Origin of the sequence: Lentisphaera marina (assembly GCF_028745505.1) — a bacterium.
Classification (GTDB): Bacteria; Verrucomicrobiota; Lentisphaeria; order Lentisphaerales; family Lentisphaeraceae; genus Lentisphaera; species Lentisphaera marina.
In genome coordinates, this window is record NZ_JAQZZL010000002.1 from 2,103,306 (window position 1) to 2,117,630 (window position 14,325).

8 protein-coding genes are annotated in these 14,325 nt (G+C 40.5%); 2 read left to right on the plus strand and 6 right to left on the minus strand.

From position 1 onward, the window contains the following. From PQO01_RS19675 to PQO01_RS19700, 6 genes are all read right to left on the minus strand, one after another. Positions 1 to 1,215, minus strand: a complete 1,215-nt coding sequence (locus tag PQO01_RS19675) for a DUF1552 domain-containing protein (protein WP_274315935.1) — start codon at positions 1,213 to 1,215, stop codon at positions 1 to 3. Positions 1,216 to 1,565: 350 nt separating this feature from the next. Next, positions 1,566 to 2,195, minus strand: a complete 630-nt coding sequence (locus PQO01_RS19680) for an HAD family hydrolase (protein WP_274315936.1) — start codon at positions 2,193 to 2,195, stop codon at positions 1,566 to 1,568. 121 nt (positions 2,196 to 2,316) lie between these two features. Next, positions 2,317 to 5,538 carry a DUF1588 domain-containing protein gene (locus tag PQO01_RS19685; protein ID WP_274315937.1) on the minus strand — a complete coding sequence of 1,074 codons (3,222 nt, stop codon included), beginning with the start codon at positions 5,536 to 5,538 and terminating at the stop codon, positions 2,317 to 2,319. A gap of 8 nt (positions 5,539 to 5,546) precedes the next feature. Next, a complete protein-coding gene (locus PQO01_RS19690; RefSeq protein ID WP_274315938.1) occupies positions 5,547 to 6,755 on the minus strand; it encodes a DUF1552 domain-containing protein in 1,209 nt (402 codons plus the stop codon). Between the two features lie 429 nt (positions 6,756 to 7,184). Then, positions 7,185 to 9,422: a DNA polymerase domain-containing protein gene (locus PQO01_RS19695; RefSeq protein WP_274315939.1), complete on the minus strand. Its 2,238-nt coding sequence runs from the start codon at positions 9,420 to 9,422 to the stop codon at positions 7,185 to 7,187. Between the two features lie 204 nt (positions 9,423 to 9,626). Continuing rightward, on the minus strand, positions 9,627 to 10,493 hold the full coding sequence (locus PQO01_RS19700) for a ThuA domain-containing protein (protein ID WP_274315940.1): 867 nt from the start codon (positions 10,491 to 10,493) through the stop codon (positions 9,627 to 9,629). Positions 10,494 to 10,648: 155 nt separating this feature from the next. Here PQO01_RS19700 and PQO01_RS19705 point away from each other — a divergent pair, with 155 nt between their 5' ends. Together PQO01_RS19705 and PQO01_RS19710 are read left to right on the plus strand one after the other, a co-directional pair. After that, positions 10,649 to 11,311, plus strand: coding sequence for a type II secretion system protein (locus tag PQO01_RS19705; protein WP_274315941.1), 663 nt, complete (start codon positions 10,649 to 10,651; stop codon positions 11,309 to 11,311). Between the two features lie 52 nt (positions 11,312 to 11,363). After that, positions 11,364 to 14,309 carry a glycosyl hydrolase family 95 catalytic domain-containing protein gene (locus PQO01_RS19710; RefSeq protein ID WP_274315942.1) on the plus strand — a complete coding sequence of 982 codons (2,946 nt, stop codon included), beginning with the start codon at positions 11,364 to 11,366 and terminating at the stop codon, positions 14,307 to 14,309. Positions 14,310 to 14,325 lie beyond the last annotated feature (16 nt).

Genomic DNA, 14,325 nt, shown 5'->3' on the forward strand with positions numbered 1-14,325 from the left:
TTAGGCTTTAAACAGCTCAGGGATGACCTGTTTACTATTGCTAAATGTTTTGTTATTAAAACCACTCTGCTGGAGAATACTCGAGAATAAATCACTCGTAGAATAAATGTGCTCTTTGCCATTTAAGCAGGCTACTGATTCTTTATGGGCAAAGCCACCACCAAACAAAAAGGCCGGAGCTTTTTTATTCGTATGCTTAGAAGCATCGGCAAAACCACTGTGAAACAGCACTATGGTATCATCATACAAGCCACCTTCTTTTAACTTGTGAAGGAAATTTTTAACCGCTGTTAAGACACCTGTATCAATTGTTTCTAAAGCGTAAATACGTTCTGGGTAGCCACCGTGATGCGTGTTCCCGTGGTGACCAAGTTCAACACCCGCAAGACCTGAATTTAAGCCCCCCGCACCAAATTCTACTAAAGCAATTTTTGTCTGCTTCTTTTCTAAGGCGTCATAAATTAATTGAAAGTTATTGTGACTGGATGGAATGGGTTGCCTCTCATCTCTTTCGCCAAAAGCTTTTTTCAAATAGGGCTTACTAACTTTGAGCCATTTTTCACGTTCATCTAAGACGGCGAGCTGATAATCGAGTGAGGCCTTCATATCTTCTTCTTGAATATTTCCGCGCCAATAACGACGAAGATTGCGCGCTAGAGTTGAAAGGATATCGCGTTCACGACGAATCCTAGCTTTCTCTAGTTTGGTGTCAGTACGAGAAAAAAGCGTCTCGTACAGTTCATTTGCTCCTTCAATTGCCGGCAAGGGTTGTTCAAACTTATTCCAAGACATGTTAGAACCACGATTAATACGATGGTAAAGAAATTTGTGTCGCGTTTCTTGAATCGAACCATCAGCAATAATCTGGTCGAGACTGATCATCTTCTTTTGAGGGTAGTGTTGGCGATCTTCGTAGGGGATCGTGGTAAAAGTTGCAGGCTGACATTCATGACTACCCCTCATACCCTTTTCAGAAATACCATCAAAGTAAGTCATTTGACCTTTAAACTCAGAAAAAACCTCAGTCATGTACTTACAATTAGCACCATTTTCCTGGAAGTTTGGAGCATAAAGGCCGAGATCCAGGCTGATTAATACAACATTTTTCTTCAAATTAATTCTTGGCTCAACTTTCTTACTCGCTGCCGACAACTGGCTCGCTGGAATCGTCAATCCTGCTGCACTTGATGCCAAAAAAGCTCTACGATTCATCATCTTACAATCTCCAAAAAATTACTTACCATACAGTTAAACGTATATCTAAACTATTTATTTCACAAATTAATCATTATTTATAACATTTCCTTCAATTGATAACAATAGAAATACTTGAGTGTTACAATTTTCTTTATAAAAAACTATTAATCCCTAAAGTAGCTGTATGAAACATCAACGAAAAAAAAATCTTAGCGTTACAAAAAACTAAACAAAACTACAAACTATCTACTCTAGTCCTAAGAAGAAATGACTCCCCTGAACGAAAATATTAGACAGAAAACGCAATTATTATTTTATAAGGACTTGTTTTTTCGTATGCCTTTAAGATTAGTCAATAAGTCGAGAAATTATTTCAGAATCTTAGTCAGATCTGAAAATTTATTGAGGTAAATTAGGCCAATCCCTTTTAAGGTAGATCGATTATAAGCACAGAAGGCCACACTATTCGCCTCTGCTGCACGATAATCATTGATGGAATCACCAATAAGAATTGTTTCAGACGCGAGATAATCATTCGAAGACAAAATATCTTCCACGAGTATGGGCTTCGCAGTGGGTGAACCATGAAAGCTCTGAAAATAAGAACTTAATTGCTGCGCTTCCGCAACTCGCTTTAGTTCAGACTCTTCAGAACCCGACGCCACATGAAAATTATAATTTTTGTAATTCTCTTTGACCCATTTAATGGATTCGTGAATCTGTAATTTTGGGTCTACCAACTCTCGAAGAGCATAGGCGGAAAATTGCTGTGATAAGTCTTCGACTTGTTCAGAAGAGATTGTTTCTCCAAGCATTTCCTCAAAGAACATACGAAACTTAATAAAACGCGATATTCCTCCATTCGCTTGATGATAAGCGACGAGTTCAGCAACTTTCCCGGCATCATAATGACGCAAGACATATTCAAAGGCTCGGTCTTTCACTGAGTTGGAATCAAGGATCACTCCATCCCAGTCAAAAATAATATTTTTAATCACTAGCTAGCCCTCAGTCAAATTTATTGACCCAGTTTAATACTGAGAGTAGAAAGCTGCAAGAAGTCTGATAAAATAAGCTTTTTATTAAGCGTACTCCTTACGACTCGCTCTTTAGTTCATCCTAAAAAAGATAATACTTAATGATCTGAGCGTAAAGGTCGCCAACTCGATACCCTTCGGCTTCCGTTGCGGCTAAAATTGCATCTAATACCGCCTCATCTTTAACGCCAACTTCTCTGCCCATCATAAAGCTAATAAGTTTTCGTGTAAAAGCTCGCGCCATGGGCTTATCATATTTAGCAAGGTACTTTTTCAAGTCTTCGACATCATGGATATTGGTGTCGTTCACTTTGACAATTTCGGGATTGTAATGATTATTGTAGCCGCCAATTGAGTCATATTTATCCATGAGGATAGCTAGTGAATCTAGGCGTTTGTGACAAGAATGACAGGCGGGATTTTCTGCGTGCACCGCAAGGCGCTCGCGTAGGGTTTTTCCACTGCGCGCATTCTCAAATTCATTGATATCCACATCAGGTGGTGATGGCAAAGGCGAATCGAGAAGGTTTTCAGATATCCATGCTGCACGACGCAAAGGAAGTGGATCTACCCCATTTCCTGTCGCCGTCAAAAAGGATCCCATCGTGAGAATACCGCCACGTTGTTGATCTTTTGTCGATCGCTTTACAAAGCTCTCTGGATCAAGCCCCTCATCACTTTGATGTGAGCCTGTGTAAAAAGTCTGCAAATTTTGATTCCAGAAAGAATAATCTGAATCTACTAATTCACGCACGGGACGATTCTCTCGAAACATATTCATCAAATAAAACTCCACTTCCATGCGTTGTGCATCAGCTAAATTCATTTTGTAGTAATTTCTGTATTTCCCAGTATCGGGCTGATTTTGCTCAATAATCCCCAGCTTCAACCATTGATAAGTAAAGGCCTTCACAAAGCGCGGAAAGCGCTCATGATCAATGAGCCATTTGCCTAATTGCAGAGCATCTTTCCTTTTCTTTGCTGCAGTGTAAAACTTTAAGAACTCCTCTGATGGTGACGACTTGTGAGCCGCATAAGAGAGGTAACGAACTTTTTGTTCAGTCGTTTTTGGTTCACTATTGAGAATCAAAAATTTAGGTGACATAAAAAACATGATCATCGCATTGCGGTAAGCATCTTCATACTTCATTTTATCCTTCTGAAAATCACGAAAAAGATAAGTGTAAATAACATTAAATTTCATCGCATTAAACTCATGTAGGTAGCGAAATTTTTCTCGAATCTCAACATCACTATTGAGCTTTTCTTCCTGCTTAAAAGAAAGTGGGTTTAATTGTACGTTGTAGGGCCCGTCAATCTTCAAGTTTGTTATCTTTATCATAGGAAAATCATAGCGCTTTTGCGAGAGGTTTTTCATCTCGATCTGCATCGTTTTATTCTCGTGCTTATCTCCGTGCTTATGATACGAAATTAAATTGGCTAGTTGACGCTGCGCCGGTAGCTTAGCGGTGGTATTACAAGCTAGAGCCGAGCGACGTTTAAGTGTGAATTCTAAGCCATATTCACCTTCAGAAGAAATTTCTAAGGTTTCCAAAAATTTGCCCCGCGCAAAGGGATCGGCAAAATCTGGTGGCTCCAAGTGAAAATGAAGTGGCATCGAAAGGTTTTGATTCTGATCAAAATACTCGTCAAAGATCTTTACAATTTCTTCTCCATACTTCTTCTCGGTAATTTTAGCCATCGACATATTTTCTACACTGGCCTTAAAAGTCAATTTATAGGTTCCTGGGGGTAAGGTACGCTTCGCTATAACACTATTCACTAATTCATTCTCGTTGCCATCCAAGTAGCGGTCTTGCTTAGTCGCTTTGCGTTCTGTCTTATCCTCAAAGTTAAAGCCTGTATGCAGTTTAGCTTTGGATTGAGGCCAACGTATATGAGTTTCGTCTTTAAAAGCTTTGGCCGCATACACAGACCCTGGCAGAGTGGCTTTTACATCCATTTTATCCACTTGCGGACGCAAACCAATAAAGCTTTGTAATACATCGTATAAAATATTGTAATATTGACTTATATAATAGGGACTCAACACTTTTCGTTGATGAGTATAATAGGAGTCTTTTGAATAAGTTTGATGCATTGATTTGAAAGGGTTATACATACTCACGTCTATATCAAATAGGTCATTCATGGTGTTCTCTAACTCATAGGGAGTTAAAACGCGAGTGGCGATGCCCTCTTTTAAACTCTCAAACATATCCTTTATCGATGCCATTAGCAGCTCTTTTTCTTCTTCCTCGAGCTCTACAGACTCATCGTAATCTTCTTTTGGTGGAGGCATTTCGCCTTTATCAATACTACGATAAACTTTAGCCCAAGCTTTTGAGTTTGAAGCTCGAGAATTCATAAGTAAGGCAATATTAAAGTCACCTTCTACCTCTTTGCCTTCAGCCCCGTGACAAGTTACACATTTGTCTTTTAAAACTTGATTAAAGCTATAATGAACGAGTTCACCCGTAAAGACATTCGATTCTTTTGGTTGAAAAAAGTTTTGTGGTTCCTCTACAGGCTCTTCTACCTTGGGTTTTTCAATGACTTTTGGCTTAGGTTTCACTTTAGATTTTTCTTTTTTCTTGACAGCTTTAGGCTTATTTTTTTCCGCGAGTTCAGCCTGTTGCTGACGAATAAAACCTAGAATATCTTGGTAAAAAAATGCGACTCCCGCAATAACCAGCAAGGCAACAACTTTTCCCAATGGAAACACTTTCTTTTTTTTGCGCAACACGGGTTGGCTCGGAGCTTTAAGCTTCTTTTTCGTCGTCCCTTTTTTGCATTTTCCTGACCTTGTCTTTAAGGGCTTCGGTTTATCCTCAAAGCTTGCTTGCTTCACCTCGGATTTCAAAGACTTATCCACTTCATCCAAAGCTTGATCAAGTTTATTTGGCGCTTTCTTTTTTTCTACTTGCTTCTCGTCAAAAACTTTTTTAGCCAATGAACTCCCACTCGCTTTTAACACCGTAAGATCTTCTAAAGCTGGTTCTTTTGCGCTTTCTGCAAGAGAAATTTCTTTTGCGCTTTCCGCATTATTTACTGACTCATCATTCTCCACAAGAGCGTCGATATTCGACTCAGTACTTGGCGCCAGTTTGACTTCTAGTTTTTTCGCCTCTGCTAACACAGCTTCGATTTCCAACATCGATTTATCTAGGAGTTTTTCGGCTTCATAACTCTGAATTTTACCTTCGGCAACTTCTTGCTCCAGACTCTCTAATTCAGCAATTTTTAGACGCAACTTTTCTTTTTGCTCCGCAGTCATCAAGGGTAGATTTTGATCTTCAGACATCTCGTCACCTATGCTTTAAAGAGCTCAGGAATCACTTCCTTGCTACTGTTGAATGAATAATCTTTAAAGCCACTCTGCTTCAAGACACTAGAGAACAGGTTACATGTCGAGTAAATATGCTCTTTTTTTCCCTCGAGGCACTTAATAGATTTCTTATGAGTAAAACCACCGCCAAAAAGGAAGGACGCGGTACGACGGGAATCGTGCGCTGCCGCATTGCCCATGCCGCAGTGAAATAGTACAATGGTATCATCATAGAGATTGCTCTCTTGCAACTTACGCAAAAATGTTCTGACATTAGTCAGCACCGCTGTATCAATTTGCTCACAAGCATAAATTCGTTCCGGATAACCCGCATGGTGACCATTGGCATGATGCCCCAGTTCAAAGCCCATGCCTCTTTGTAAGCTGGAACCTCCAAATTGGACAAAAGCTATTTTTGTCTGTTGCTTCATTAATGCTTCGTGAATGAGTTCAAAATTATTGGCGCAGGAAGGCAAGGGATTGCTTTCTTCTTTTTCTCCAAAAGTCTTCTTTAAATAAGGCTTTTTGACTTTGAGCCATCTCTCACGTTCATCCAAAAGATCCACTTGGTAATCTAATGAATTTTTCATGTCTGTTTCCTGAGGCGTTCCCGTCCACTGACGACGAATATTTCGCGATAGAGCGGCTAAAATATCGCGCTCACGTCGAATCCTTGCCTTATCCAAATCTTTATCTGTCCTCGCAAAGAGTTGCTCGTAAAGTTCATTTGCCCCTGAAATTGCTGGGATCGGTTGCTCAAAGCGATTCCAACTCATACTACTACCTCGATTCACTTGATGGTACAAAAATTTGTGTCGAGTTTCCTGGACTGAACCATCTGCCAAGCGCTGATCGAGGGACATCATTTTTCGTGTCGTATAAAGATCTCGGTGATCATACCGTAAAGCAGTAAAACTCGCAGGCTGGCATTCGTGCCCTCCACCCATACCTGGCTCAGAAATCCCATCTAAATAAGTCATTTTTCCTTTAAACTCAGAAAAGATCTCGGTCATGTATTTACAATCGGCACCATTATCGCGAAAATGGGGAGCATAAAGTCCTAGGTCCAAATTCACAAGGACTACATTTTTCTTTAAATTAACGCGAATCGCATCCTCTTTCTTCGCCGCAAAAGAATTCATGGGAGCAACTGCTCCGAGGGCACTCAACTTCAAAAAATCTCTTCTTTTCATTACACAATCTCCTTGGCATTATTAGGCTCTTGTAGTAATACGTTGGTGAAAATTCATTTGTGACAAAAACGTCAAATTTGACGAAAATTTAATAAACATGCACTCAAAGGTGTATTGATTCTCGCCCCTCCCCTTTTATATTTTTTCTCTCTTTTCTTGCTCGACCTTCAAATATCCTTGAACTTTTCCAAGCAACTCAATATTTTATTAATGAGAGCGAAACGTCCTTTGAGCCACGCTTCCTAGAGTGTTCATCATTGCGTCAATATTACCTACCCCTTGGCCAGTCACGCAATGTGGCGCTCTATGTTCATGTACTAGACTCTTTGAGTTATATTATTGATTCAGAACGCTTTGTGAAAAAAATAAATTTTTAGCTTGGTTTTTAATCAAAAATTTTTAAATCAGGAATTTACTCCCTACCCAAATTCAGAAGAGTTCTTGTTGATTGAGAACCGCCACTTGCCAAGAGAAGTCATAATGCTGAGCTAAACTTTTTACTATCGGCTCAATCTGTTTGTCAATATAATGTTGATAATCAATTGGATTGCTGAGAACTTGCTTAGCTTCAGGCCCGGCAATCGTCATATAATAAAAAATAACCCGAGGAACCTCGCTCAGTTGTCGAGCCGCTTTCACATGGGGTGGGGTTGTACTGGTATATGAATCGAGTGCTTTACTTAAAGTCTTTCGATAAATGAGTTGCTCATCCAAAGCTCCCGATTTTAAATCCTTAATCAGCTCTTGTACATGTAATTCAATTTCTTGACCTGGAACTTGATTAAAGATCTTTGTCAACAAGTCTCGCTGGAGCTCACGAGCCAGTTCAGTCCAATCGCGGCGCACCGCTTCCAAACCCACAATTTCGAGTTCATTTCCTTCAGGAGTCGATTTCAGAGCTGCATAACTCTTGGCTCTGCCCTTGGCATCATCACCGCGCATTGATGGCTGAAAGAAGGCTGGATAAAACTTCTCAAATTCTAAATCTAAGCAGGATTCTAGACCAAACTCATCTTTCAAATGATCACCTAAGGCCAAGTTGAGTTCCCGATGTAATTCATTTCCCATTTCCTGCGCCTGCTCGTGACTTAAATCATGCTGAATCTTTAGATCGACAAAGAGCGAATCTGTATCACCGTACAAGACTTTATAGTTACGCGTTTCCAAGACGGATTTCATCCAACGTAACAGGTAATGACTCGTTTGTGAAACCGATGAAACCACTGGCCCTTGAGCAAAACGACAACCCGGCGTGCCCAAAACTCCAAAAAAAGAATTCATTAATATCTTACAGACAAAAGAGGCCAATTCATCATGCTCATTTTTCGCGGCTTCACGACTAGCAAAGAAGCTTTCTAGAGTCCTTGGCAAAATGCCTTTCTCACGATGAAAACTCACTTTATTAGGCAGAGTCAGAGTAACTTTTGGATCATCTGATTCACCTCGCTTGGCATAGGCCAAGGGATCAATATTAAAACTACGAATGATAGAAGGGTAAAGACTTTTGAAATCGAAGACAAAGATATTTTTGTGAATCCCCGCATGGGGTTGCATTACTAGCCCACCTGGATTAGAATTTCTTAGCGTCTGATCAACCCCGAGGGTGGGTGCCACAAAGCCTTTCTTATGTAATTCGAGTAAGTAAAGGAACTCAAAGCTAGCAATACTTCCCCAACAACGTTCCAATTGTAGACCCGTGAGCAGACTTCTTCGCAAGCTGAGGGCAAGTAGATTTTTATGATCAACTAAGCGAGTCAATTGTAGGGCTCGAGATTCAGTATTCCCGGCTTCAGATGGGACTAAATCCGTATCAAAGATCTCTTTAATAATACATTCTGGAGTTGATTCGTCGTAGCGTTCCCATGTGTGACTCATGAGCTGTTCGATATCAAGTAATTGCCGTCCCTGAACAATAGCTAATTCATGCCCTCTGTATTGACGTTCAATAAACCAATAATCTTCACGACTCCGCCCTATATCAAAAGTGAGACAATGCCATTGAAAACGCTTTTGCAGCGGTAAAAAGACCTTCTCTTGAACTGCCCAAGCACAAATCACATCTGGATCAATATTTTTCACACAGTCCTTAAAATGAACTAGTAAGGCCATTTCATCCTCGCTTTCTTGTTGAGCTAAGGTCTTAGCTTGTTCAAGATCAATAAGCGCGAAAGACTTTAAAATTTCTTCATCAAAATAAGTCTCAAGAACAACTGCCTTTAGCTGCAAATTTTCTTGCTTAATTTGAGTTGGTAGAATTTGAGTCTTGCTATAGATACGATCCACCCCACTACCCCGCCTCCATTGCCCCGAAAGTTGACAAGTACTTTCGATACCACGCTCGATTAGATACTGTGTTTCAACTTTGATATCGGCTTCATAAGTTCGAATTTTATTTGTTTTGAGCAAACGAGCTAATTTATCCACTAAGCTTTTATTCGCATGGCTGACCACCAAGCTTGCCTCTCCATCCATACATTTACGTGAGCTCGCTTGAAACTCTAAGCCCATTCCATGAGCATGCTTTTGCGCTTGATCTCGATCACTCGCTCGAACATGAAAAAAAGGCTTAAAAGCCTTGTCTACATAGCCAAAAGTCTCACCATTTTCTAAACGTCCAATCAGGTAAACATAGCAATGACCCTGATGGTAACGGGAAAAGCTGTGCACTATGTACGCTGAAAGGGCCATATAAATCTCGCTTATTTAATCAGCTCAGTGTAGGTGATTTCCCCATGACTTCAATTAATTTTCGGGGGTGACTCTTAGATAAACAAAAAAAGCGCAGACGAAACTGCGCTTTTTTGTATTGACTTATCTGGCCAAGTCTTTACGGATTCATATCAACTTATCTAGAGGCTAAGTTCGATTGACTTATTTTAGTAAGTAATTCACTGCATCTTTAATGAGCAGCTGAAATTCCTTTTGTTGCCATTCCTCGGTTGAATGTCCCGTAGTAAGACCAATTACTTCTGACTTACCTTGAGGGACTTGCCACATAATGATCGCTTCATCATCAACTTTCACGAGCTTTTTGTTGTTCCCTTTGCCTCTCATTGCTTCACCTTTTTGCACTCCTCGCAAAAGTGGCTTAACGCCATCAACCATGTAGTAATTATTATAGAGTTCTGCATTCACAGTCGTATAACCTTGCTTAGCTAAAGATTTTGTTGCTTCATGTTCACAGCACTTTTCAACTTTCATGGGAATCTTGGGACCGTGAGACGTGGATGCTATCCCTGTAAAGTCACCCCAAACTGGGAAAGGACGATCTGGATATTGTTCTTGCCATTTTTTCACTTCTTCGGGATCTGGTTTTCCAGAACCTTTATAGTTGCTTCCTAAAACCTCTGAAGATTCACCATCTTTAAAAGTGGGCCAAAAACTGTGCATGGAGCAATGAATCACCATGGCAGGAGTCCCTTTCACGCGAGTCTGATTAATCATGTTTTCGGCAGCCAACAAATCTTTTGATTTTGCAAAACAGAAATTATACACAACCGCATCATAACCCGTAGTCAAATTAGAATCGACTAATTGCTTAAGTTGTTCATAGTGTTCATTACTATGCACGGTATAATCCCAACCGGCGTCTTTGGCAACTTGTTCAAAAATTAAACGCTGCGCCGTATAATCGTGATGTTTGCCAGGTTCCGTGGTCACATACAAAACTTTTTGAGTTTTGGGGACAGTCGAACAGCTAACTAATAAACCAACAATGAACAATATTAAGTACTTCACAAAACACTCCTTTTATTTTTTACCCACATTACTACGCATTATAATAGAAATCTGAACAGCTAATAAAAAATTTATAAAAATATTAGTTTCTTGTCAAAAAACTTTATTCTAGCTCCGTACCTCAGTTTATTAAGACAGATTAAGGGCAATTTTTTATGAAACAGCGATTCACACTTATAGAACTTCTCGTCGTCATTGCGATTATAGGCATCCTTGCGTCGCTTTTACTCCCCAGTCTATCAAAAGCAAGAATTCGAGCCAAAGAATCCATTTGTACTAATAATTTAAAAATGACCGGTATCGCGATCATGAATTTTGCCGACAATGAGGATAATGAACTCCCACAAAACCCAGACAATAATCCACTAGCTCCAGGTAACGGTTCTGTTTGGGCCGGTGGTTTTGGTTGGTACGGCTTAGGTCGACTCTATGATGAAGAGTATATCTCTACTGGCGAAATCTATTATTGCCCCACCGAAGATTCTCCAGAACTCGACATGGATGCCACCCGCGGCTTCAATAATCAAAACGGTTGGATTGACATGTCTTATTACTACAGAAGAAGCTTTACAATTCTTACTAATGGGTTAAATGCCACCCCACCAAGTGCCACTGATGATGGTGGTTTAAGCATTGCAGCTGACCATTTCTCTCCCCCCTGGAGCGGCCCCTATAATCATAAAAACTTTCGATACAATGTACTCTACCTCGACGGCTCTGTGAGTTACCGAGTTAACCCGATCTCCCAAAGCACATTATCCAACCACTATGAATGGTGGGATGTTGAAATAGACGGTTGGCCCATTTTTGACCGTTAGAAAATCTCCACACCTTCAATCACTCAACACATCACAATTTTAAGGAATTTAAATGAAACTAAATCGCCTCATCTCTCATGCTGTACATAGCCTTATAATCAGCTCAATTTTCACTATAAATGCTAATGAAATCATCCAACTTAAGCCCGAAAATAGCCAAGTCGTCAATATTGGCCAAGGTTCACTAGGCGTTGCGAACAAAGTATCTAAAGCCAACTTTGCTTATTGGACTAGTGAACAATCCTGGGCGAGCTGGAATTTTGCCGCTGATGAATCAGGTCTTTATGAAGTCTGGTCAGAAATTTCTTCTACCGCAGTCAATTCAGGTTTCTTTTTAAACTATAACGATGAAAAAGTTAAAGTTGACATCAAAGGTTCAGGTTCCTACGATAATTACCAAAAGGTCAAGCTAGCTACGATTGAACTTAAAAAAGGTCGCAATACCATCACTTTAAATCCCCACAGGGATCAGTGGCAGCCTCTTAATATTCGCGAGCTACAAATCAAAAAAATCAGCGAGCTACCTACAAATGAAAACTCTGCCACTATTCAAACGACGCAGGCACCTGAATATATTCTAAAAAGCGAAAGAGCTGCCGACTGGAAAACTGGCCCTTTTAAAGGAGAGGAATTTAAAGATCATTGGCGTGATGCATACCCCATTGGTAGCGGTCGCTTGGGTGGCATGGTTTACGGAGATGTAGAAGAAGCTCGCTTTATGCTTCAGGATGCTCGCCATTGGTATAATCATAAGAGTCCAAACACCCTTCCAGACCTATCTACTAATCTTAAGGTGCTGCGTAAACTTCAAAATGAAGGAAAATTCGTAGAAGCCAACTTACTTTACAGAAATGCCTTCAAGGGTAAAAACTATGGTGGCAATATTGGCTCTCCCCTTGTCATTGGTGATTTAGTCATAAAGTCAAAGCAAAAGGATGTGAGCCAATATCAGCGTTCACTCAATTTAAAAAAATCAGAAACGAATACTCAGTGGTCAAGTGCGGGGACCAATTATTCACGTCAAGCCTTCATTTCTAGGGTGGGCAAGACCAAGGATATTATGTTCGTTCAAATCAATGCTGATAGAAAGAAAAAACTAGATTTATCTATTCACTTGGGCTTACACAATCCAGAAAAAGCCCGTGGAAGTCGACCCAAAGCTTTTCATCCTCAAGTAGATGTCGATTTTGCTGGCCATCTTCAATACCGTGCGACTAATCCCAACACTACTTCTGCTTTAAAAGATTTTGGGGCGGTTGCTAGAGTTATATCTCACGATGGGACACTCGTCGATGGGATCGATCATGTCAAAATTCAAAAGGCTAGTCGAGTTCTCCTCGCTGTGAAAACCTACAATTCGGCCGATGCCGACGAAGCGATTGATCGCCTGACTAGAGAACTCTATAATCTAAAAGGTAGCTACCAAGATTTTTTAAAGCCTCATTTGAAAGCACACCAAGCGCTCTTTAATTCAGCTTCATTAAATTTAAATGCTGCTAAAAATAGTCGTGCCAAGACTAATGAAGAATTAATTAGCAAGGCAAGAAAACTAGATTTGGATAAAGCCTTTGTTGAACGTTTGTGGGCCATGGGTCGCTACCTCTCTATCGTTGGCTCGAGAAAAGGTGGACATCCAGTGCACCTAACTGGTCTTTGGAATGGCGATTATAATCCCACTTGGGCAATCCATTTAATGAATATCAATATGCCGATGATTCATTGGCACTTGATGGACGGCAACTTATCTGAACTTATGCTGCCATTCTTCGACATGTTCGATCGTCAACTCTCGGCTTCCAGAGAAAATGCCAAAAAACTTTACGGCCTTGATGGCATCTATATCAACCCACTTTTAGGCAATAATGAAGATGGTTTAGTGAAAGTTATTTCGCCTCACTTGCTTCATATGATTGGCAATAATGCTTGGGTAGCACAGCACTACTGGGATTACTACACCTTCACTATGGACAAGAAATTCCTCGCTGAACGCGCCGTCCCCCTCATGCAAGAAGCCGCGGTATTTTACGAAGCTTTTCTAGTTAAAAATGAAGATGGTTTTTACGATATTTCTCCTTCTAATTCACCAGAAAATTCGCCTCTCAATGCCGAAGGACATCGATTATTCCCCAATCGCCATATTGATACTCATAAAAACTCAACTTGGGAATATGCCGCAATTCGCGAAATGTTTACAAACTTAATTGAAGCCTCTAGAACTTTAAATATTAATAGTAACAAGATTCCACAATGGGAAGAACTCATCTCTAAGTTACGTCCTTACGAAATGAACGCTCAGGGTGGTATCCGTGAATGGCTAGTCGATGGCTTTTATGATAACCCTGCTCACCGTCACTTAACTCACCTCTACCCGATCATGCCTGGTTATGAAATCAACCAAGAGGATACTGACCCCAAACTCTTTAAAGCCTTTGTTCAAAGCTCTCGCAATCGCCTCGATGCCGGGCTCGCAGCCCAATCTGCTTGGTCACTATTAAATAATGCCAATGTACTCGCACGTGGTGGCGACGCTGAAAAAGCTTATCAAGCCCTTAAATGGTTAGCTGGTAGTTCGGTGCTAGAAAATTTATTAACGACTCATAATGATTGGCGTGAGAGTGGTTTTACCATGAACCAAGCCCCTATCTTCCAAATTGAATCCAATATGGGTTGGGTTTCTGCCGTTCAAGAAATGATTTTCACTTCACGTCCTGGAGTGCTCAAACTCCTTCCCGCTCTGCCCAAGGAATGGCCCTCAGGAGAAATACAGGGCATGCAAGCCCGAGGTGCAGTTCATATCAAACATATGGCTTGGTCTAATGATGGCCATTCTGTAAAGGTCGAACTTCAGAGCCAGCATGCCCAAAAGCTTGCAGTGATCATGACTAAAAATATCAAATCTTTAAAGCTCAATGGAAAAGCTTACTCTTTTGCCAAAAACAAAATTTCTATCAATCTGAAACCTGGGCAAGTATATTCATTAGAACTCATACTACAATAATGAATACCACTAACCT